This window comes from Variovorax sp. Varisp36 (assembly GCF_047304235.1).
Taxonomy (GTDB): Bacteria; Pseudomonadota; Gammaproteobacteria; order Burkholderiales; family Burkholderiaceae_C; genus Variovorax.
This window is the reverse complement of record NZ_JBGLYU010000071.1, coordinates 1-19,769: the sequence shown is the minus strand read 5'-3', so window position 1 is coordinate 19,769 and position 19,769 is coordinate 1. Positions and strand designations below refer to the sequence as shown.

18 protein-coding genes and 2 pseudogenes are annotated in these 19,769 nt (G+C 67.2%); 9 read left to right on the top strand and 11 right to left on the bottom strand.

The window, feature by feature from the left end:
• On the bottom strand, positions 1–1,666 hold a 1,666-nt coding region (locus ACCD11_RS27325; RefSeq protein WP_413316198.1), incomplete at its 3' end, for a VCBS domain-containing protein.
• Between the two features lie 324 nt (positions 1,667–1,990).
• Here ACCD11_RS27325 and ACCD11_RS27320 point away from each other — a divergent pair.
• A complete protein-coding gene (locus ACCD11_RS27320) occupies positions 1,991–2,143 on the top strand; it encodes a hypothetical protein (protein ID WP_413316197.1) in 153 nt (50 codons plus the stop codon).
• A gap of 34 nt (positions 2,144–2,177) precedes the next feature.
• Here the strand turns inward: ACCD11_RS27320 and panD are convergent, their stop codons facing one another.
• Complete coding sequence (panD, locus tag ACCD11_RS27315) at positions 2,178–2,579, bottom strand: aspartate 1-decarboxylase (protein WP_007839165.1); 402 nt, start codon at positions 2,577–2,579, stop codon at positions 2,178–2,180.
• Between the two features lie 179 nt (positions 2,580–2,758).
• Between panD and ACCD11_RS27310 the strand changes: the two genes are divergently transcribed.
• Entirely contained in the window at positions 2,759–3,142 is a 384-nt protein-coding gene (locus ACCD11_RS27310) for a response regulator (protein ID WP_413316196.1), read from the top strand.
• A 45-nt stretch (positions 3,143–3,187) separates the two neighbouring features.
• Here the strand turns inward: ACCD11_RS27310 and ilvB are convergent, their stop codons facing one another.
• Positions 3,188–4,975, bottom strand: a complete 1,788-nt coding sequence (gene ilvB, locus ACCD11_RS27305) for a biosynthetic-type acetolactate synthase large subunit (RefSeq protein ID WP_413316195.1) — start codon at positions 4,973–4,975, stop codon at positions 3,188–3,190.
• 65 nt (positions 4,976–5,040) lie between these two features.
• On the opposite strand from ilvB, the gene ACCD11_RS27300 reads away from it, so the two are divergent.
• Together ACCD11_RS27300 and ACCD11_RS27295 are read left to right on the top strand one after the other, a co-directional pair.
• Positions 5,041–5,535, top strand: a complete 495-nt coding sequence (locus ACCD11_RS27300; RefSeq protein ID WP_007839162.1) for an Lrp/AsnC family transcriptional regulator — start codon at positions 5,041–5,043, stop codon at positions 5,533–5,535.
• A 160-nt stretch (positions 5,536–5,695) separates the two neighbouring features.
• A pseudogene (locus ACCD11_RS27295) lies at positions 5,696–7,579 on the top strand (ATP-binding protein); the annotation flags it as partial.
• 112 nt (positions 7,580–7,691) lie between these two features.
• Here the strand turns inward: ACCD11_RS27295 and ACCD11_RS27290 are convergent.
• Positions 7,692–8,585 (bottom strand): LysR family transcriptional regulator, encoded by an 894-nt coding sequence (locus ACCD11_RS27290; RefSeq protein WP_413316194.1) that lies wholly within the window; start codon positions 8,583–8,585, stop codon positions 7,692–7,694.
• Positions 8,586–8,674: 89 nt separating this feature from the next.
• Here ACCD11_RS27290 and ACCD11_RS27285 point away from each other — a divergent pair, with 89 nt between their 5' ends.
• Positions 8,675–9,451, top strand: a complete 777-nt coding sequence (locus ACCD11_RS27285) for an NAD(P)H-dependent oxidoreductase (protein ID WP_413316193.1) — start codon at positions 8,675–8,677, stop codon at positions 9,449–9,451.
• Between the two features lie 15 nt (positions 9,452–9,466).
• Here the strand turns inward: ACCD11_RS27285 and ACCD11_RS27280 are convergent, their stop codons facing one another.
• From ACCD11_RS27280 to ACCD11_RS27260, 5 genes and pseudogenes are all read right to left on the bottom strand, one after another.
• Complete coding sequence (locus tag ACCD11_RS27280) at positions 9,467–10,702, bottom strand: MFS transporter (RefSeq protein ID WP_413316192.1); 1,236 nt, start codon at positions 10,700–10,702, stop codon at positions 9,467–9,469.
• Between the two features lie 68 nt (positions 10,703–10,770).
• Positions 10,771–10,908: pseudogene (locus ACCD11_RS27275) on the bottom strand (chromate transporter); the annotation flags it as partial.
• A 150-nt stretch (positions 10,909–11,058) separates the two neighbouring features.
• Positions 11,059–12,024, bottom strand: a complete 966-nt coding sequence (locus ACCD11_RS27270) for a Bug family tripartite tricarboxylate transporter substrate binding protein (RefSeq protein WP_413316191.1) — start codon at positions 12,022–12,024, stop codon at positions 11,059–11,061.
• 45 nt (positions 12,025–12,069) lie between these two features.
• On the bottom strand, positions 12,070–12,432 hold the full coding sequence (locus tag ACCD11_RS27265) for a hypothetical protein (RefSeq protein WP_007839145.1): 363 nt from the start codon (positions 12,430–12,432) through the stop codon (positions 12,070–12,072).
• On the bottom strand, positions 12,429–13,820 hold the full coding sequence (locus tag ACCD11_RS27260; RefSeq protein WP_413316190.1) for an acyclic terpene utilization AtuA family protein: 1,392 nt from the start codon (positions 13,818–13,820) through the stop codon (positions 12,429–12,431). The genes ACCD11_RS27265 and ACCD11_RS27260 overlap by 4 nt, the downstream gene beginning before the upstream one ends.
• A gap of 100 nt (positions 13,821–13,920) precedes the next feature.
• Here ACCD11_RS27260 and ACCD11_RS27255 point away from each other — a divergent pair, with 100 nt between their 5' ends.
• Positions 13,921–14,838 (top strand): LysR family transcriptional regulator, encoded by a 918-nt coding sequence (locus ACCD11_RS27255; RefSeq protein WP_413316189.1) that lies wholly within the window; start codon positions 13,921–13,923, stop codon positions 14,836–14,838.
• 42 nt (positions 14,839–14,880) lie between these two features.
• On the opposite strand, the gene ACCD11_RS27250 is transcribed toward ACCD11_RS27255, so the two are convergent.
• A complete protein-coding gene (locus ACCD11_RS27250; protein WP_413316188.1) occupies positions 14,881–15,531 on the bottom strand; it encodes an FABP family protein in 651 nt (216 codons plus the stop codon).
• 45 nt (positions 15,532–15,576) lie between these two features.
• Complete coding sequence (locus ACCD11_RS27245; RefSeq protein WP_413316187.1) at positions 15,577–16,548, bottom strand: Bug family tripartite tricarboxylate transporter substrate binding protein; 972 nt, start codon at positions 16,546–16,548, stop codon at positions 15,577–15,579.
• A gap of 292 nt (positions 16,549–16,840) precedes the next feature.
• On the opposite strand from ACCD11_RS27245, the gene ACCD11_RS27240 reads away from it, so the two are divergent.
• The 3 genes from ACCD11_RS27240 to ACCD11_RS27230 all read left to right on the top strand — a co-directional run bounded on the left by ACCD11_RS27240 (position 16,841) and on the right by ACCD11_RS27230 (position 19,718).
• Positions 16,841–17,230, top strand: a complete 390-nt coding sequence (locus tag ACCD11_RS27240) for a DUF427 domain-containing protein (RefSeq protein ID WP_007839128.1) — start codon at positions 16,841–16,843, stop codon at positions 17,228–17,230.
• 566 nt (positions 17,231–17,796) lie between these two features.
• A complete protein-coding gene (locus ACCD11_RS27235) occupies positions 17,797–18,870 on the top strand; it encodes a GNAT family N-acetyltransferase (protein WP_413316186.1) in 1,074 nt (357 codons plus the stop codon).
• Positions 18,867–19,718, top strand: a complete 852-nt coding sequence (locus ACCD11_RS27230; RefSeq protein ID WP_007839126.1) for a PA4780 family RIO1-like protein kinase — start codon at positions 18,867–18,869, stop codon at positions 19,716–19,718. Before ACCD11_RS27235 ends, ACCD11_RS27230 begins: the two co-directional genes overlap by 4 nt.
• The last annotated feature ends 51 nt before the right edge of the window (positions 19,719–19,769 follow it).

The following is a 19,769-nucleotide window of genomic DNA, read 5'->3' as shown; positions in this document are numbered from 1 at the left end:
AGCTGGACTGCCCCTGGTCGACATCGGCAATCGTCAGCGCGCCGCTGGTGCTCAGGTTCGGCGTCGAGGCATCCTCGATCACCGCGCCGCTGGCAACGCCGCCGATCACCGGCACGTCGTTGGTGCCGGTCACCGTCACGGTGATCTGCTGATTGACCGTGCCGCCGTGGCCATCGTTGATGGTGACGGTGAAGGTTTCCGTCACCGTCTGGCCTTGGGCCAGATACTGCGTGGCCGCGTTGGCGACGCTGTAGTTCCAGCTCACCATGCCGTCGCCCGCGCCCGTGGCCGCATCGCTGATGCCGGCCGTCAACACCCCGCCCAGCGTGTTGCCTGAACCGGCCGCCACGCTGACGCTGTGCGCATCGCTCAGGTCCACGTCGTCGAAGGTGATCGTGCCGCTGTCGCTCAGGGTCGGCGTCGCCGCATCCTCGGTCACCGCCGCAGCGGCATCGGCCGTGCCGATCGTCGGGGTGTCGTTGGTGCCGGTGATGGTCACGTCGATCTGACGGGTGACGACGCCGCCGTGCTGGTCGTTCACCGTGATGGTGAAGCTCTCGACCCGGGTCTGGCCCGCGGCCAGGTACTCGACGGCCGTAGCGTCCACGGTGTAGGTCCAGGTGAGCTGGCCGCCCGTGCCGGTCCCCGTGGTGTCGACGTTCTTGACCGCCGTCAGGCTCCCCAGCACGCTGCCGACCGGCGTGCCGGTCGCGCTCACCAGGTGCACGTCGCTCAGGTCCAGGTCGCTGAAGCCGATGACACCGCTGTCGCTCAGCGTGCCCGACGGCGCGATCTGCTCGCTCACCGCACCCACCAGGTCCTGAGCTGTGATCACCGGGCCATCGTTGGTGCCGGTGATGGTGATGGTCGCCGTGGCCAATCCCGTCCCACCATCGGCGTCTGTCACCTGGTAGCTGAAGGTGTCGGTTGCGGTCTCGCCCGCTGCCAGGTACTGGAAAGCGGCCGCATGGGGCTGGTACTGGAAATACCAGGTCGATGGATCGCCCATCGCCGGCTGAACGAGCGTGGCCGTTCCATGGGCCGGCGCCGAGGCCAGCGTCAAGCTCCTGACCAGGTCAGGGACCAGATCGTTCTGCAGCACATGGATCTGCACGCCCGGGCCGTCTTCGGTCGTCACGGCCGCATCGCCGAGCGCCCTTACCGCTTCGTTGGCCGGATTCAGCTCGATCCCGTCCACAAGGATTCTCAGGACTTCGGTCATCTGGACGGTCAGCGTGGACGACCCGAAGCTGAAAACGAAATCGCTGGCCGAACCATTGGAAACCTCGCCGGTCCTGGCATTGGTCACTGCCGCAAGATGGGCCAGGTAGGCGGCGATCTGCGTCTGGGTGGCTGAGTCCAGCCACTGCGCCCGCGTGAACTGGAGCAGGAGCGTGTCGACACCCGCCCCGCCCGTGTACACGTCTTTGGTGCCGGCCGCGGCGTTCTCGCTGACGTTGTAGATCAGGGTGTCGTTCCCCGATCCTCCATTGAGCTGGTCGCTGCCGCTGCCACCGTCGAGCGTGTCGTCTCCCGCGCCACCATTCAACGAATCGCTCCCGGCTCCGCCGTTGACCGTGTCGTCCCCGTTGCCGCTGTTGATGGTGTCGTTGCCGGCCGTGCCGGTGAGAAGGTCGTTGCCGTTGGAGCCGGTGATCGCGGTCATGTGCTTCCTTTGTGAGCGCCGAAAGGCCGGCGCGTACCTGTCTCGACGCTGCGTTTGCTTGTTTGCAAATTAGATGGCGCCAGCGGCGCGAGCACATGGAAGGAATGTCCTTTCCCTCATGAGCGATAAGTACCGGGACGACTTTGAAAAGCCTGGTACTTTTGTCCTGCCGAGCATCCGTACGCGTGGGCGTGTGGTCGCGTTGACGCCGGGCGGGCAAGCGCCCTGGCTTCTCACCCAGTCTTTTTCACGCGCTGCCGCGCAGCCATGTAGTTGCGGGGCGTGACCGTGGCCGTCGTCGCCGCAGGCCTGCCAGTCGGCGAAGTGAACGCAGCCCTTGCTGGTGGCCGCACCGAGTTCGGCCGGCACCCGCGCGGCACCGTGCGCGGCATCGAATTCGAACGCGACGTTGACGAGCCAGCCGGCGTGATGCCAGGGCAGCGCCTGCACGAGGGCGCTGCGGCTGGAGGATGTTAAAGGAGGCGTGAAAGGCTGCGGCAGCCTCAGGCGCTCAGGCCGGCACGGGCTCGCCGGAGGCGGCCTGCACCGGAATGTGCGCGCGCTCTTCCTTGATGCGGTTGGCGCCGTCCACGAAAACCAGCTTCGGCAGGTACCCGGCCACGCGCTCTTCGGGCACAAGGCCGAAGGCCGCAATGATGAGCAGGTCGCCGACGGCGGCCCGGCGCGCGGCCGAGCCGTTGACCGAGATGATGCCGCTGCCGCGCTCGCCGCGAATGGCGTAGGTCACGAAGCGTTCGCCGTTGTTGATGTTCCAGATGTGCACCTGCTCGTTCTCGGCCAGGTTGGCTGCGTCGAGCAGGTCCTGGTCGATGGCGCAGGAGCCTTCGTAGTGCAGTTCGCAATCGGTGACGGTGGCGCGGTGGATCTTGGACTTGAGCAATGTTCTGAACATGGTCGATGAAATTTCCGTGCAAGGGGGTTCGGGCCGGCGCAGTCTAAGCGCAAGCCTGCAGCGGTCTACGACAGGTGGCGGCGTTGTCCGACTCGCCCTCCGGCTTCAGTCCGGACAATGACCAGCCTCGGCCCGAGACAAGCCGAGCGTTACGTTACAAGAAGCTCCGGCCCCGCACGATGACCCGCATCTACCTGATAGAAGACAACCCCCTGATCGCCGCCACACTGGCCGACGGACTGCAGGAATTTTCCGAATGCAACGTGATCGGGACCGCCGCCACTTCGCGCGGCGCCATCGACTGGTTTCAGGACAATCCCGAAGGCTGGGACGCGGCCGTCATCGACATCTTCCTGGCCGAGGGCAATGGCCTCGCCGTGGCTCAGTACCTGCAGGCGCACAAGTCACCGGCGCAGCGCACGGTCGTCCTCATGAACTACGCAACCTCCGAGGTGCGCGAAGGCGCGCTGTCCGCGGGTGTCGATGCGGTGTTCGACAAGTCGCACGAACTCGAAGCTTTCTACGAGTTCTGCAGGACGCTGAACATCTCGCCGCGCCGCTGAGTCCGCTTCTACCCCCTCTCCCCTCTGGGAGAGGGAACAGAGTCTTCACGCCTCCTCGTACCAGCGATCCTTCGCCAACATCACCCGGTGGTGCCCATGCCCCGACGGCATCATCGGAAAGCAGTTCTCCTGCGCCGCCACTTGCACGTCCAGGAAGAACGGCCCTTCGCTCGCCAGGCATTCAGCCAGCGCGCCTTCCAGTTCGGCCGGGTCCGACACCCGCCGTGCGCCCCAGCCGAAGGCCTTTGCCAGCGCCACGAAATCGGGCAGCGCCTCGTTCCAGCTGTGGCTCAGGCGATTGCCGTGGTTCAGCTCCTGCCATTGCCGCACCATGCCCATGTAGCCGTTGTTGCACAGCACCAGCTTCACCGGCGCGCGGTGCTGCACCGCCGTCGACAGCTCCTGGATGTTCATGAGCACCGAGGCATCGCCGCTCACGCACACGGTCAGCGCCTCGGGGTGGCCGATCTGGGCGCCGATGGCCGCGGGCAGCCCGTAGCCCATGGTCCCGGCGCCACCGGAGGTGAGCCAGTGGCGCGGGCTGTCGAAGCGCAGGTACTGCGCGGCCCACATCTGGTGCTGCCCCACGTCGGTCGACACGATGGTGTCGCGCCCGCCCGCGCCGATGGCCCGCTGCAGCGACAACATCAGCTGCTGCGGCAGGATCGAATCCTCGCGCGGCTCGAAGGCCAGGCAGTCGACGGCGCGCCAGCGCTCGATGCGCGCCCACCACGGCGCCAGCCGCTCCGGCGCAAAGCCCTCGGCCGGCAGCAGCGCCAGCAGGTTTTCGAGGATCGCCGCGCAGTCGCCCACCATCGGCACGTCCACGCGCACCACCTTGTTGATGCTGCCGGGGTCGATGTCGATGTGGATCTTGCGCGCGTGCGGACAGAACTCGTCGAGCTTGCCGGTCACGCGGTCGTCGAAGCGCGCGCCGACGCACACCACGAGGTCGGCCTCGTGCATCGCCAGGTTGGCTTCGAGCATGCCGTGCATGCCCAGCATGCCGATGAACTTCGGGTCCGATGCGGGGAACGCGCCCAGCCCCATCAGCGTGAGCGTGCACGGCGCGTGCAGCAGGTTCACGAGCCGCGCGAAAGCCTCGCAGGCGGCTGGCCCCGAATTGACCAGCCCGCCGCCGCCATAGACGACAGGCCGGCGCGCGGTCGAAAGCAGGTCGGCCGCGCGCTGCATCATGACCTTCGGCGGCAGCGCCGTGCGGCTCGTGCGCAGCGCGCGCAGCGGCGAAGGCTCGGGCGCCCTGCCCAGCCGGTCGAGCTGGATGTCCTTCGGCACGTCGAGCAGCACCGGTCCCGGGCGGCCGGTGGTGGCGATTTCCAGCGCGCGCCGCACCAGCGAGGGCACGTCGTCGGCCGAGCGCACCTGCCGGTTCCACTTGGTCACCGGGCGCGACATGCCGAGCGCATCGCTCTCCTGGAATGCCTGCGTGCCGATGACGGCGGTGGCCACCTGCCCGCTGATGCAAAGCACCGGCACCGAATCGCTCATCGCATCGAGCAGCCCGGTGATGGTGTTACCCACGCCCGGCCCCGAGGTGACCAGCACCACGCCCACGCGGCCGGTGCTGCGCGCATAGCCCTCGGCCGCATGCACGGCCGCCTGCTCGTGGCGCACCAGCACGTGGCGCAGCCTCGGCTCGCCGTGCAGCGCGTCGTACAGCGGCAGCGCCGCGCCGCCGGGGTAGCCGAAGATGGTGTCCACGCCGCACTCGACCAGCGTGTCGAGCAGGGCTTCGGCGCCGTTGCGGATACGGGCTGGCGCTTCCGGGTGGAGAGACAGGGAAGACGTGAGGGGTAGGTCGAGAAGTCGCATGCCGTCGATTCTTCCGGTTTGAGCGCAAAATATGCTTCTTTCTTTTGGCCTTTTTGGCTCCATTCATGAAAACCAGTCGGCAAAACACCAATGACAACGAAGGATCTTTCGACAAGACCGACCTTGCCATCCTGCGCGTTCTGCTGCTCGACTCGCGCAAGACCCTGCAGGAGATCGGCAACGAGGTCGGCCTGTCGCCCACCAGCTGCTGGACGCGCATCAAGAAGCTCGAGGCCTCGGGCGTCATCAAGCGCTACACGGTCGACGTCGATCCGGCCAAGCTCGGCTACCACGACTCGGTGATCGTGCAGGTCACGCTCGAAAGCCACACCGACGAGACCCTGTATGACTTCGGCCGCACGCTGGCGACCATTCCGGAGATCCAGGAGGCCTACCTCGTCTCGGGCGACTACGACTACTACATCCGTATCGCCGTGCGCGATACGCGCGACTACGAGCGGCTGCTGCGCGAAAAGCTCTACAAGATCCCCGGCATCCGGCACAGCAAGTCGCACTTCGTCCTGCGGGTGCTGAAGGAAACCAGCGTGCCCGTGATCTAGGGGTGAACGCGCCGATGCCCGCGTTGGCGGGGAAATTGGGCCAAGGACATAATCGGCTCGCGGTCGGCCGGCGGGAGCGGCAGCCGAACCGCATCACAGTGCCTACGCTCGTCAGGCGCATCCACAAAAATGAGTTCCATGGCAGAAGCGATCTAGATCTATGAGGCCAGCCCGCAAAGGCTGTTGGAGAGTCAGCCGATGGATCGCCAAGCTGTGGCTGGCCTTGCCGCTCGCCGTACTGCCTTGTGCGCACGCCAGCGAACCATCGGAGGCCGATGCCGTGCCGCAGCACGATGGCGTCGTCCACATCACGAAGGCCGAACTGCTGTCCGTTTCCGGCACGGGTTATTCCGCCCCTCCGAAGCGTGCAGAAGACGCCGCGCTGCCGGCCGACGGCTGGAAGACAATCAGCCTTCCGCATACGGCCCCGCGCGAACTGGTGCCCACGTCTTCCAGCGGCGCGCGGACCGTCACCGACTGGTACCGCATCGACCTGGCCGGGCTGGCGCCATCGGCGCAGCCGCGCCTTCTTTATCTCCCGCGCTGGAAGACCCTGGGCCACATTGCGGTGTACGGCGACGGCCTTTTGCTCTATCAGTCGCATGGCAGCCCCGTCCACAACGACTACAACCATCCGCTCCTGCTGCCGCTGAACGCGACCGCCAACACGCCTTCGCCCACGTCCGTGCTGATCCGCGTCGACCGCCTGCGCAACAGCGGGAGCGGATTCTCGACCGTGTGGGTGGGCGACGAGGATTCACTCAGCTGGCGCTACCAGGTGCGCCAACTGCTGCAGGTGCAGTTGCCGTTCATGGGCAGCGCCGCCTTCCTGGCGGTCGGCGCATTCGCGTTCGCCGTGTGGCTGGGCAAGAGGCGCGAATCGCTCTACCTGCTGTTCTTCGCCATCTCCGCGCTCGCCTTCCTGCGAACGCTTCACTACTACGTGGGCGGCAGCTACACCCCGATTTCGGACGAATGGTTCGAATGGATAACCGTTGCCAGCCTGCTCTGGCTGATCGTCCTGATCCACCTGTTCCTGCAGCGCCTGCATCGGCAGCCTTCGGCCTGGCTGACCCGCTCGGCGCTGGCCTTGACACTGGCCTGCAATGTCGCAACGCTGCCTCACGCCTCGACGTGGGTGGTCAGCCTCTACCTCTTCACGCCCCTGCTCAACCTGATGGTGCTGCCCGTCGCGGTGCTGATCTTTGCGGTGAATTTGCGCAAGGCGTTGCGCGCGCAACTGCCCGAGGGACGGCTGGTGGCGGGCTGGACCGTCTTCGCCGTCGCCTTCACCTCCTACGACGGGTTCCTGCAGAACAACCTGGTCAGCCCGGAGAGCGTGTACACCTCTCCCTACGCCATCATCGGCCTGTTCTTCGTCTTTTCGTACATCCTGTTCCAGCGCTACACCGACGCGTTCGCCGAAGTGGGCCGGTTGAACAAGGGCCTGGCCCAGCGCCTGCAGGCCCGCGAAGCCGAGCTGGGGCAAAGCTACCGGCGGCTGCGCGCCATCGAAACCCAGCACATGCTCAGCGCCGAGCGCCGGCGCCTGATGCAGGACATGCACGACGGACTCGGTTCGTCGCTGATCAGCGCCATCCGCTCGGTGGAGCGGGGCACCATGAGCGACGCCGAGGTTTCCGACGTGCTCAAGGGCTGCATGGACGACCTGAAGCTGGTGATCGACTCCATGGAGAACGTGGACGCCGACTTGCTGCTGCTGCTGGCAACCCTGCGCTTTCGCCTGGCGCCGCGCATCGAGAGCGCGGGTGTCGCGCTGCGCTGGGAGGTGCAGCCCGTGCCCGTGCTGTCCTGGCTGGAACCGAAAAGCGCGCTGCACATCCTGCGCATCGTGCAGGAATGCGTGGCCAACGTGCTGCGCCACACACGGGCCACCACCATCTGCGTGAGCACCGCGACGCTCGACCAGGCCGTGTGCGTGGCGATCGAAGACAACGGCGCGGGCTTCGACGTGGATGAGGCCCTGCGCCGCGGCGGCCGCGGGCTGCGCAACCAGCAGCGGCGCGCGCTTGCCATCGGCGCCACCGTGAGCTGGGAATCCGGCAGCACCGGCACCCGCTTCATGCTGTGGCTGCCCCCTGCACCGCAAGGTCGACGCCGAGAAGGCCATCGATGCCTTCTAGGCCCGCCGGGCTTCAGAGGCTCGCCGCGATCTGCTCGCGCAGCCACTTATGCGCAGGGTCGCGGTGCCGGCGCTCATGCCAGAGCATGGCCATCTCGTAGCCGGCCACCTCGAGCGGCGCTTCCACCACCCGCAGCCCCGGCGCGCCGCGCGCCAGCCGCTCGGGCAGCATCGCCACCATGTCGGTGGAGGCCAGCACCGACATCATGAAAAGAAAGTGCGGCACCGACAGCACCACGCGCCGCGCGAGGCTCTTCCCTGCGAGCGCCTCGTCCGTCGGCCCGGCGAAACCGCCGCCGCCGAGCGAGACCACCACGTGCTCCAGCGCGCAGAACTGCGCCAGCGTCGGCCGCCGCTTCAGGCGCGGATGCCCTGCCCGCCCGGCCAGCACATAGCGCTCATGGAACAGCACGCGCCGGTGCAGCCCCGGTGGCGCGCCAACGCTGGTGTGAAAGAACAGGTCGATCTCCCCCTGCTCCAGCTGCCGTGCCATGCGCGACGGCACCGCCTCCACCACGGCCAGCCGGGTGTTCGGCGCTTCGGCGCGCAAACGGGCCAGCGCCGGCAGGAGGATCGCCGACTCGGCGTAGTCGGCAGCGGCCACGCGCCAGGTGATGGTCGCCTCGGCCGGATCGAAAGGCCCCGTGGGTGCGACCGCGCGGCCCAGCGACTCCAGCGCTTCGCGCAGCGGCTCGCGCAGCTCGTCCGCGCGAGCGGTGGGCCGCATGCCCCGCTGCGCGGGCACCAGCAGCGGATCGCCGAACACTTCCCGAAGCTTGGCGAGCTGCACGCTCACCGAGGGCTGCGAAAGGTTGAGGCGCTCGGCCGCGCGCGTGACGTTGCGCTCGGCCAGGAGCGTGTCGAGCGTGACCAGCAGGTTGAGATCGAGGCGGCTGAAATTGTTCATGGCAATTGCTGGAATTCAGACTATTCATTTCCAATATATCGCCACGGCGCCTAACCTGCGGACATCTTCATTCCAATCCTTGTGAAACCGTGAACATCCTGCTGGTCCTTGCCCATCCCGAAGCCGCCTCGCTCAACGGTGCGCTCCATCGCTTCATGACCGAACGCCTCGCGGCCGCCGGCCACTCCGTGCGCGTGTCGGACCTGTACGCCATGCGCTGGAAGCCCGCGCTCGACGCCGACGACTTCCCCGCGCGCGATGCCGCCGCGCGCTTCGACCCCTCCCTCGAATCGCTGCAGGCCTTCGAGGCCGGCACGCAAACCGCCGACATCGCCGCCGAGCAGGAAAAGCTGCTCTGGGCCGACGCGGTGATTCTGCAGTTTCCGCTGTGGTGGTACTCGATGCCGGCCATCCTCAAGGGCTGGGTCGAGCGCATCTACGCGTATGGCTTCGCCTACGGCGTGGGCGAGCACTCCGACACGCACTGGGGCGACCGCTTCGGCGAAGGCACGCTGACCGGCAAGCGCGCCATGCTGGTGGTGACGACCGGCGGCTGGGCCTCGCACTACGCGCCGCGCGGCATCAACGGGCCCATGGACGACCTGCTGTTCCCCATCCAGCACGGCATCCTCTACTACCCCGGCTTCGACGTGCTACCGCCTTACGTGGTGCATCGCACGCACAAGGTCGACGAGGCCGCTTACGCGCGCATCACCGAAGAGCTGGGCCAGCGGCTCGACACGCTGTTCACGGCCGAGCCGATTCCGTTCCGCCGGCAGAACGGAGGCGACTACGAGATTCCCGCCCTCACGCTGCGCGAGGACATCGCGCCGGGTGAGGCGGGCTTTGGGGTACACAGTGCCTAAGGCAGTTGTCGGTTCTCACTGGTTCGCAATTTCTGGTTCAAGTCGATCCCGCCGCATGGCACGCCACAGGGCGAGATCGTAGGAAATCTTGAGCAGCCCGCACGCAATGAGCGGCAAGGAGATCCATCCGGCCGCAAACAGTGCGCCACTGAGCGTCGGACTGATGGCCGCGGCCAGGCTCCGCGGAACGGCCGTGAAACTCGCCGCGGCGCTGCGCTCTGCAGGAGTCACCACGGCCATCACATAGGCCGTCCGGGTGGGAACGTCCATCGATGACAACGCGCTGCGAACCATCAGCAAACCAAGCGCAATCGGCAAGCTGGGCGCCAGCGCAGCCAACACAAGGCAGACGTTGGCGGGCAGATGCGTGAAGACCATCGTGTTGAGCAGCCCTATTCGTTGTGCCACCACAGGAGCCGCGAGCTGCGATGCGGCACTCAGCAAGCCAGTCCAGAAGAAGAACACTCCGGCCTGGGTCAGCGAGAAGCCGAATCGCTGCAGCAGCCACAACGACATCAACGCGTTGACCGTCAATCCGCCGGCGAAGGCGTCGACGCTGAAGAGTGCCGCCAATCGCATCACCACGCCGCGTGAAGGCCCCAGGGGTGCCGGGGCGACAGGTGCGCTGCTTGAGTTGTTGCCTGCGTCAGGGGCCGACAGGTTTCGATAGAGCCAGAAAACAATGAGCCCGATCGCGGCATACACCAGGAACATTCCGCGCAGCGCGTCGAGGCGCGCAAGCCGGCTGTGTTGAACCAGCCAATCCGGCACGGCCGCAGCCAATGCGCCTATCGCGGCACACAGCGCACCCAGGAGGCTGTAGCGGGCAAACAGCGCGGTTCGCGCATGGCCTTGCGCCGCTGCGGCCAGCCGGGCGTGTTCGAGAGGTAGGAAGACGCTCACATCGCCCGAACTGGGGTTAAGGGTGCCGACGAGCGCGACGACCAGCAACGGCCAGAATGCCGACAAACCCGCAAAGCCGAGGCCGGTCGCGGCCATCAGCACGGCGGCAATGCGCAGCAATTTCCCTCCTGCGAAGCGGTAGCCCCATGCACCAACCGCCAGCGTGGCCAAGGCGGAGCCCAGCATCGTGGCCGTGCTGAGGATGCCGACCTCCAGCGTACCCAGCCCGTTCGAAAGCAGGTAGGCCGGTAGCAGCACGGCCATGTACCCATCGCCGAAGGCGCGCAAACCTCGTGCGGCGAGCAGAGGCATGGCGACGGGGTCGACGCCGGCGGGCAGCAGGCGCATGAGACCGCCCAATGAACGAGACGAAGGGGGCGTACTCATTGCGTGCCGGAGAGGAAAGAAGGCCGGGCCACGATTGCGATTTGCCCCGCCGGTCCGCCAAAGCTGATGAAGCCGGGCTTGAGCCAGAAGCGGAAGGCTTCAGCGAATGAAATGGACTGGATGGGCGCAGAAGGCGCGGGCTGTGCGTCAGGCAAGGCGGTGTCCACAGATAGCTCCGTTATGAGTCGCCAGCGCTTGGACGGGACACCGTCTAACTTTGCAGAACGGGAGGCTGTATTCCCGGTGGCGAGATCGTAGCAGACAGAGCCGGCCAGCTGTGTGCGCCCAGACTGCGGATGCCCGCCACGGCGCGCGGGCTACTCGGCCTCGATGCCGGCCGCCTTCACGATGCGGCCCCACTTCTGGGACTCGGCCGCCTGGAACTTCGCGAGCTCTTCGGGCGAGGTCGTGTACACCTCGGTGCCGGTCGGCTCGTAGAAGGCCGTCTTTGCAGCGTCGCTCTTCGCGGCCTTCACCAGCAGCTCATTGAGCCGCTTGACCACGGCCGGCGGCGTCTTCGCGGGCGCATAGGCCGCGAACCAGTAGCCCATCTCGTAGCCCTTCACGCCGGCCTCGGAAATGGTGGGCACATCGGGCGCGAGCGGCGATCGCACCGAGCTGGAAAAGCCCAACGCACGCAGCTTGCCTGCCTTGACCTGCGGCAGGCCGGTAGCGGTGTCGGTGATCATCATGTGGATCTGGCCGCCCAGCAGGTCGGTCACGGCGAGCGTGTTGCTCTTGTAGGGCACGTGCAGCAGCCTGATGTCGGCCATCTGCTGCAGCAGCTCGCCCGCCATGCGGCTCGACGAACTGCCGCTGCCGAAGCTGTACTTGCCCGGCTCCTTCTTCGCAAGCGCGATGAATTCGGCAACGCTCTTTGCTGGGAACGAGGGGTTCACCACCATGATCTGGCCGCCCTTGCCGAGCGCGGCCACAGGCACGAAGTCTTTCACCGGGTCGTAGGGCAGCTTCTTGAACAGGTGCTCGTTGGCAGCGTGCGTGGTGTTGGTAGTGATGAGCACCGTGTAGCCGTCGGCGGGCGCCTTGGCCACGTTCTGCGAGGCGATGAAGCCGCTGGCGCCAGCCTTGTTGTCGATGATGACGGCTTGCTTGGTCTCGGCCGCGACCTGGTTGCCGATGGCGCGCGCGATCTGGTCGGTAGCGGTACCGGCCGCGAAGGGCACGACGAAGGTAATGGGCTTCTCGGGGAAGGCCTGCGCATGGCCCAGCAGCGGCGCCAGGGCCAATGCGGTGGTCAGTACGGTGAGGGGAAATCGTTTCATTGTTTTGTCTCCGGATGGAATGGTTCAAAGAAAAAAAAGCCGCCGCTACGGCCCGGCCAGCAAGGGCTCGAGTGCGCGCGGCACGCGCACAGGCATGTCGAGCAGCAGGAAGGACAGCGCCTTGCCGTGTGCATCGAGGTTCAGCGCATCGTTGACGCCGCCGTCGAGCACTGCGTCGAGCACGAAGTTCATCGCGTGCAGCTTCGGCAGCACGAAGCGCTGCACCTGCGACGGCGCGCGATGGCGGAACTGCGCGGCCACGCGCTCGGGCGTGATCTGTTCGACCAGCAAGGGATACAGCTGCGGGTGCCAGGCGATCACGCTGATGTTGGAGCGATCGCCCTTGTCGCCGGTGCGGCCGTGGGCAGCGCGGTAGAGCGGCACGTCGATCATGTCGAGGGTGTTCATGCCAGTGCCTCCGCGTCGAGCAATTCGAAGCGCACCGGCACTGCTTCGCGCGGCAGCAGGCACGACAGCGTGTTGAGCCGCGGCGTGAGCGCGGTGCGCACGCCGCCGCCGCCGGCCGGGCCGCAGGTGTAGAGCGCCATCACCTCGCGCGCCAGCCGTTCAGCCTGCGCGCGATCGGTATGCGTGGCCGCCACGCGCAGGCGCACGTCGCGCAGGCCCGCATCGGGCGTATCCGCCAGCGCGCGGCCGGCGTCGTCGCCGAGGATGCTCAGCGCGCCGATCAGGTCCACGCGCAGCGCGAGTCCGTCGAGCCGCTTGCGAAGCACATCCGCAGCAAGCCGAGCGCGGGCCTCGGCGCGTGCCCCCGCATAGGAGATCTCGCCCTCCGCCAACCAGCCGCCTTCATGGCAGACATTGACCTTGTAGCGGCCCGGCCGTTCGTGGCCGCGCACGCCGGAGAGCGCCACGCGATCGGCGCCGGGAAGCGCGTGCACGTCGGCATCGGCAATGTCCGCGACCACGTCGGGCGTCAGGTACGCGGCCGGGTCATGCACCTCGTAGAGCAGTTGCTCCTTCACGGTGGCCTCGCTCACGAGGCCGCCGGTGCCGTCGGCCTTGCCGATGGTGCAGCGGCCATCGGCGTCGATCTCGGCGATCGGAAAGCCGACCGCCTCCAGCCCCGGCACGTCCTTGTAGTCGGGATCGGCAAAGTAACCGCCGCACACCTGCGCGCCGCATTCGAGCAAGTGGCCCGCCATGGTCGCGCGCCCGAGCCGGTCCCAGTCGTCGGCGCGCCAGCCGAAATGCGACATGGCCGGCCCGACGGTGAGCGAAGGATCGGCCACGCGGCCGCACACCACGATCTGGGCGCCCGCGTCGAGCGCCGCGGCAATGGGTTCCGCGCCGATGTACGCATTGGCGCTGACCACGCGCAGGCCTTGCATCCGCGCGCCGAGCGCTTCATTCAGCAATGCGCGATGCTCGGGTCCCGACAGGTCGTCGCCCTCCACCACCGCGATGCGCGGCGCATCCGCGCCCAGTTCGCGCGCCATGCGGGCGATGTGCCGGGCGGCGGCACGCGGATTGGCGGCACCGAAGTTGCTCACGATGCGAATGCCATGCACCAGGCAGCGCGCGAGCACGGGCCGCAGCATGTCGTCGAGCAACGGCTCGTAGCCGGCGTCGGGGTTGGCGCGACGGCGCAGCTGCGCCAACGCCAGCGTGCGTTCGGCCAGCGTCTCGAAGATGAGGAAGGCGCGACTGCCGGCAGGCCCCGCGGCGAGCCGTGCGATCAGCGTGTCGACCACCGGCCCGGCTGCATCGGTGCGGTCGCCCGAGAAGCCGGCAGCGCATCCGATCAGCAGCGTGGACGGTTCGATGGAGTTCATTGCCATGCACTGTAGGCAGCGGCCGCTCATCCGTAAAATCGAAAATCCGGATCGATTGATCCGAGTTTCAAATAACAAGCCGGCCACCGGCATCCAGGACATGAGAAAGACGCCCGACCTCTCCACGCGGCAGCTGCGCGCCTTTCTCGCGCTGGCCGAGCACCGCAACTTCACGCGCGCGGCGCAGAGCAGCCACCTTTCGCAGCCCGCGTTCAGCGCGCTGATCCGCACACTCGAAGACGCGGTCGGCACGCGTCTGTTCGACCGCGACACGCGCAGCGTGCAGCTCACGCCCGAGGGCCGGCTGTTCGAGGGCTCCGCGCGCCGGCTGCTCGACGATATGGGCAGCGCCATGGCCGACCTCGCCGACCACGTGGAACGCCGCAAGGGCCGCGTGCGCGTGGCCGCCCTGCCCTCGCTCGCGGCCGGCTGGCTGCCCGCGGTGTTCGCCGAGTTCATGCAGGCCTGGCCGGGCATCCGCATCGACCTGGACGACGCGCTGTCCGACGCCTGCATCGCGCTGGTGCGCAGCGGCCAGGCCGACTTCGCGCTCGCCGCATCGGGCGCCGGGGGCACCGCCGACGGCGACCTGCGCGCACGCAAGCTCTGCACCGACCGCTTCCACCTCGTGTGCCGCGCCGACCATCCGCTCGCGCGCGAGCCGCGCCTCACGGCGAAGAAGATCGCGCCCTACCCCTTCATCCAGATGGCGCGCAACAGCAGCGTGCGGCAGGCGCTCGATGCGGCGCTGCATCCGCAAAGGTTGAATGCGGTGTTCGAGGTGGAGCACCTGGCCACCGTGATGGGCCTCGTCGAGGCCGGTCTGGGCATCAGCGTGGTGCCTGCCCTCACACTGTTCCATTTCCAGCGCGAGACGCTGGTGACGCGGCCACTGCCCCTGGCTTCCCTCACGCGCACGCTCTACATGGTGCAGCGGCGCGAAGGCAGCCTGTCGGTGGCGGCGCAGACGCTGCACGACCTGATCGTCGCGCGGCTGGGGTCGCTGCGGCTGGACTGATGCCCGGCGCGCAGCAAGCCAGGACCAGCTGGCGATAGCCGCTCAGCCCACGGCGCTCGCCATCGCGGCACGCGCAGTCGGATTCGGCGTGGGCTCCCCGATCTTGCGCATCGTGTTGCGATCGGTGTGGCTGAAGGGTTCGGGCTTTCCGCGCACGCTCAGCACCGTCTCGAGTTCGTAGGACCAGCTGCCATCGTCGTGGATCGACACCTCGATGCTGTAGCGCAGCGTCTTGAACGCATGCTCCAGGAACGGGTTGGCCACGATGCCGTTGGTCTCGCCGCCGCGCACCGCTTCGAGCCTGAAACTGCGGTCGCCGGGCTTCGCGTGGCCGGTGGCCATGGCCGTGAGCCCGCGCGGGATCGACAGCGTCTGGATCAGCGCGCCCGTGGCGGGCTCCCACAGCCAGTAGCCGACCTGGTCGTGAAAAGTCTCCACCTCGTCGGGCTTGGCGATGCGCAGGTGGTAGCGCAGCCCGTAGAAGATCTGCGGCCCGTTGGTCTGTGCATCGATGGGCTGGAACTCCGCGTGCTCGATGAAGGCTTCGGCCTCGGGGCCGTCTTCCTTCGGGCTCACGTCGTGGCCGGCCGTGCCGATCCAGAGGCCCGCCAGGCCCGCGAGCGGGCCGAGGTTGGCGAGCGTGTGCGGATCGGGCTCGGGTTCCGTGTAGATGTCGCGGGGAAACTGTTCCATGTTCTTTTCCTGATGAAATCTTCTCTTGTGGCGTGCGGATAAATGTCACTGGTCGAGGCGAATGCCGACCTTGGCGATGATCGCACCCCATTTGCGGCCCTCGCTGTCGATGAAGGCCTTGAACTCCTCGGGCGAGCCGCCGCCCGCCACCAGCCCCTGGTTGGCCAGCAGTTCGCGCACGGCCGGCTCCCGCAGCACCTCGTTGACGTCGGCGTTGATGCGGCGCACCACCTCGGGCGGCGTGCCGCTGGCGGCGAAGAAACCATTCCAGGCCAGCGCCTCGAAACCGGCATAGCCCGACTCGGCCACGGTGGGCAGGTCTTTCATGAGCTCGGAACGCGTGGCGCTCGTGATGGCGATGAGCTTCACGCGCTGCCCCTGGATCAGCGGCAGCAGCGCGGGCGCCACCGCGAACAGCGCCTGCGTGTCGCCCGCCGCCAGCGACAGACCCGCGGGCGGCGAACCTGCATAAGGCACATGCACCGCCTCGATGTGCGCCACGCTGCGAAACAGCTCCATCGTGAGGTGCGACGAACTGCCCGCGCCCACCGACGCATAGCTGAATTTGTCGCCCCGCTTCTTCGCCCATTCGACGAACTCGGGCAGCGTGTTCGCGGGGTTGTTCGCCTGCACCGCCAGCACGTTGGGTTGCGAGGTCGTGAGCACGATGGGCACCAGGTCGCGCGAAGGCACATAAGGCATGCGCGCATACATGTAGGGGCCGAAGGCAATCGGGCCGTTGAAACCGATGCCCAGCGTGTAGCCGTCGTGCGGCGCCTTGGCCACGGTGTCCATGCCGATCAGGCCGCCCGCGCCCGCCTTGGTCTCGATCACCACGGGTTGCTTCCAGGTCACGCGCAGGCGGTCGGCCAGCGTGCGCGCGATCAGGTCGAGCGAACTGCCTGCAGGTGCGGGCACGATGACGCGAACTGGCTTCGCGGGCCAGTCCTGAGCCCATGCGCCGGCGGCCAACACGCTGGCAAGCAACAACATGGCGAGCTTGTAGTTCTTCTTCACTTCAGTCTTTCACTAGTGATTTACCCGAACGATACGGCCTGCGCTTTGTCAAGAACTGATGCGCGAACGACACACAAGCGTGACCGCACGCATCCTGCACATCGAGACCTCGCAAATCCAGGTCCGAATATGAAGTCGAAAGGCTTCCAGAGCGGCTCCGATGGGCTCGATGGCCTTTAACCACTTTGCGAACGGGCCAATTGTGCAGGGGCTTCAAACTGCCATCGCATCGCGGCAAGATGCGCATCCGCCGAATCTTGCGTCAACCCGATCTGACCGAAGGAGCATTCTCATGTTCGCTACCGCGGAACGCACCATCAAGACCCCCGGCCCCGATCATCCGATCACAATCACACCGAACCCGCTGCGCGTGGTGGTGTCGGTCGACGGCCGTGTCATCGCCGACACGCGCGAAGCGTTGACGCTGCGCGAAACGCATTTCGGAACGGTGCACTACATCCCCCGCAAGGACGTCAGGATGTCGCTGCTGGAGCGTACGCAACACGCGACCTATTGCCCGTACAAGGGCGAGTGCAACTACTACAGCATTCCTGCAGGCGGCGAACGCTCGGTGAATGCGGTATGGACCTACGAGTCGCCCTACGAGCCGGTCGCACAGATCAAGGACCACCTGGCGTTCTATCCGGATCGCGTGGGGCCGATCGAAGAGCGGGTTGCCTAGAGCGCGAACTCACCTCGCCGGTCTTGACCGGCGCGAGCGTCACCGTGTTCGGCTCGGCGTGCGCTAGAAAGCCCAACCAGCCAACGGCTGACATGCCGATTACAAGCCGGCGAACAGCGCCATTGCGGCGCACCGTGGCGCAGGCTTGCTGATGGGCTTCACCAACATCAACACCACCGCCGAAGCGCACCAGCTCGCGGCAAGGCTGCGCGCGGCTTCCGGCTGACCTGCCGTCAGGCCGTTCCGTGGCCGAGGGCGGTCACGATGCGCGCGTCAAAACCACACCGCACTTCACAGCACGCGGCAAGCCAGCTACATTCGTCGCTTCGACAACCACACAGAAAGCGGAGGTGCGCGATGGAAGACACTGCAATTCAAGCCCCCACCAACGTGCGGTTTGCCGGGCCTCATCTGAACTGATCGTTCACGCGTCGACCGCGTAGCCGGTCTGCCCCGCGCGGCCATCACCCGCCGCGACGACCACAAACCGCCCCGATTCAAACGCCGCTACCGGCACGCACGTGCCGGCAGCGTCCCGTTCATTTGTCGAATCAAGGCCAACGACCATGCTTGAAAACCGTGCCGCACCTGCGCGGCATACCGTGACCACCGTGTTCGATCCCCAGCGCGCTTCCGAAACCGACTGGGGCCATTTCCTCGCCTACTGGCGCCTGCGCGCCGCGGAAGACTTTCCCGGCGACCCTGTTCCTCCCGATGCCGACACCCGGCACAACGTGCTGCAGCCCGGCCCGCTGTATGCCGTTCATCGCGTGCTCGCCGTTGGCGCACACGGCGAATTCATCGGCAGCCTGAGCGCGAGCTTCCGCCGCGAAGGCACGCCCGGGCACGAGGCGTTCGCACCGTTCCTCGAAGCCTGGGGCGGCGTGCTGCGTCCGCACCGGCGCCGCGGGGTGGCGAGCACGCTGCTTCGCGCGTTGCTGGCATTGATGGAAATGCACTGCAAGTCCGTCGCAACCATCAAGACCCACCTGCCCGACGGCCACGCCTTCCTGCAGGCCATCGGCGCCGTCGAAAAGCACCGCAGCGTCGAGAACCGCATGCCCCTGGCCGGGCTCGACTGGCAGATGCTCGCCCGCTGGCGCGCCGATGGCTTCGCGCCCGCCCACGGCCTGCGCGCCGAGGTGCACGCGGGCCGCGTGCCCTTCGAGCGGCTCGCTGCGCTGATGGCGCCGCTGTCCGCGCTGCTGAACGACGCGCCCACCACCAACCTCGAACGGCCGCCGCTGCGCTACGACCTGGAGGACTTCCCGCCCTGGTACGCCGACATGGACCGCCGCGGGGGCGAGCACTTTCTCGTGCTCCTGCTCGACGGGGACGAGGTGGTCGCGGTATGCGACGCCTCCTGGAACCAGCGCTTCCCCGACCGCTTGCAACAGCGGCTCACGGCCGTCGCGCGCCAGTGGCGCGGCAAGGGCCTTGCAAAGGGCGTGAAGGCCGCCATGCTGCAGCTCGTGCGCAAGCGCCACCCCGAGGTCACGCTCGCCGTGACCCACAACGCCGAAGTCAATGCCCCCATGCTCACCATCAACCACCGGCTCGGCTTTGCCGCGCACAAGCACGACGGCCTCTACCAGATCGACACGCAAAGCCTGCGGACCTTCCTGGAGGCACGGCCATGAAGGCACCCCAGCGACTGCAGGCATTGATCGACGAGGGCCTGATCGACACCGTGGTGCGCCAGCTCATGAGCGGCAAGGAAGCCATGGTCTACGTCGTGCGCTGCGGCGACGAGACGCGCTGCGCCAAGATCTACAAGGAAGCCGACAAGCGCAGCTTCCGCCAGGCCGTCGACTACACCGAGAACCGGCGCGTCAAGAACACCCGCGAGGCACGCGCCATGGCCAAGGGCACGCGCTTCGGCCGCAAGGTGACCGAGGCCATCTGGCAGAGCGCCGAGGTCGATGCGCTCTACCGCCTGGCCGCCGCGGGCGTGCGCGTGCCCACGCCGCACAACTTCCTCGAAGGCGTGCTGCTGATGGACCTGGTGACCGACGCCCACGGCGACGCCGCCCCGCGCCTCAACGACGTGGTCTTCTCGCCCGAAGACGCGCTGCGCCACCACGCCAGCCTGCTGAAAGAGGTGATGCGCATGCTGTGCGCCGGCATCGTGCATGGCGACCTCTCCGAGTTCAACGTGCTGCTGGCCGAAGACGGCCCGGTGATCATCGACCTGCCGCAGGCGGTGGACGCCGCCGGCAACAACCACGCACGGCGCATGCTGCTGCGCGACGTCGAGAATCTGCGCAACTTCTTCGGCCAGTTCGCGCCCGCGCTGCTGCGCACGCACTACGGCGACGAGATCTGGCAGTTGTACGAACGCGGCCTGTTGCGCCCCGAGACGGAACTGACAGGCACGTTCGTGCGCGAGACCGGCCCGGTCGACCTGCGCAACGTGATGCGCGAGGTGGACGACGCGCGCGAGGAAGAAGCGGCGCGGCGCCTGCGCATGCAGGCACCGCGACAATAGCGGGCTGACAACGCCCGCCCCGATGAACCCCACCACCTCGCCGCCCCCTGC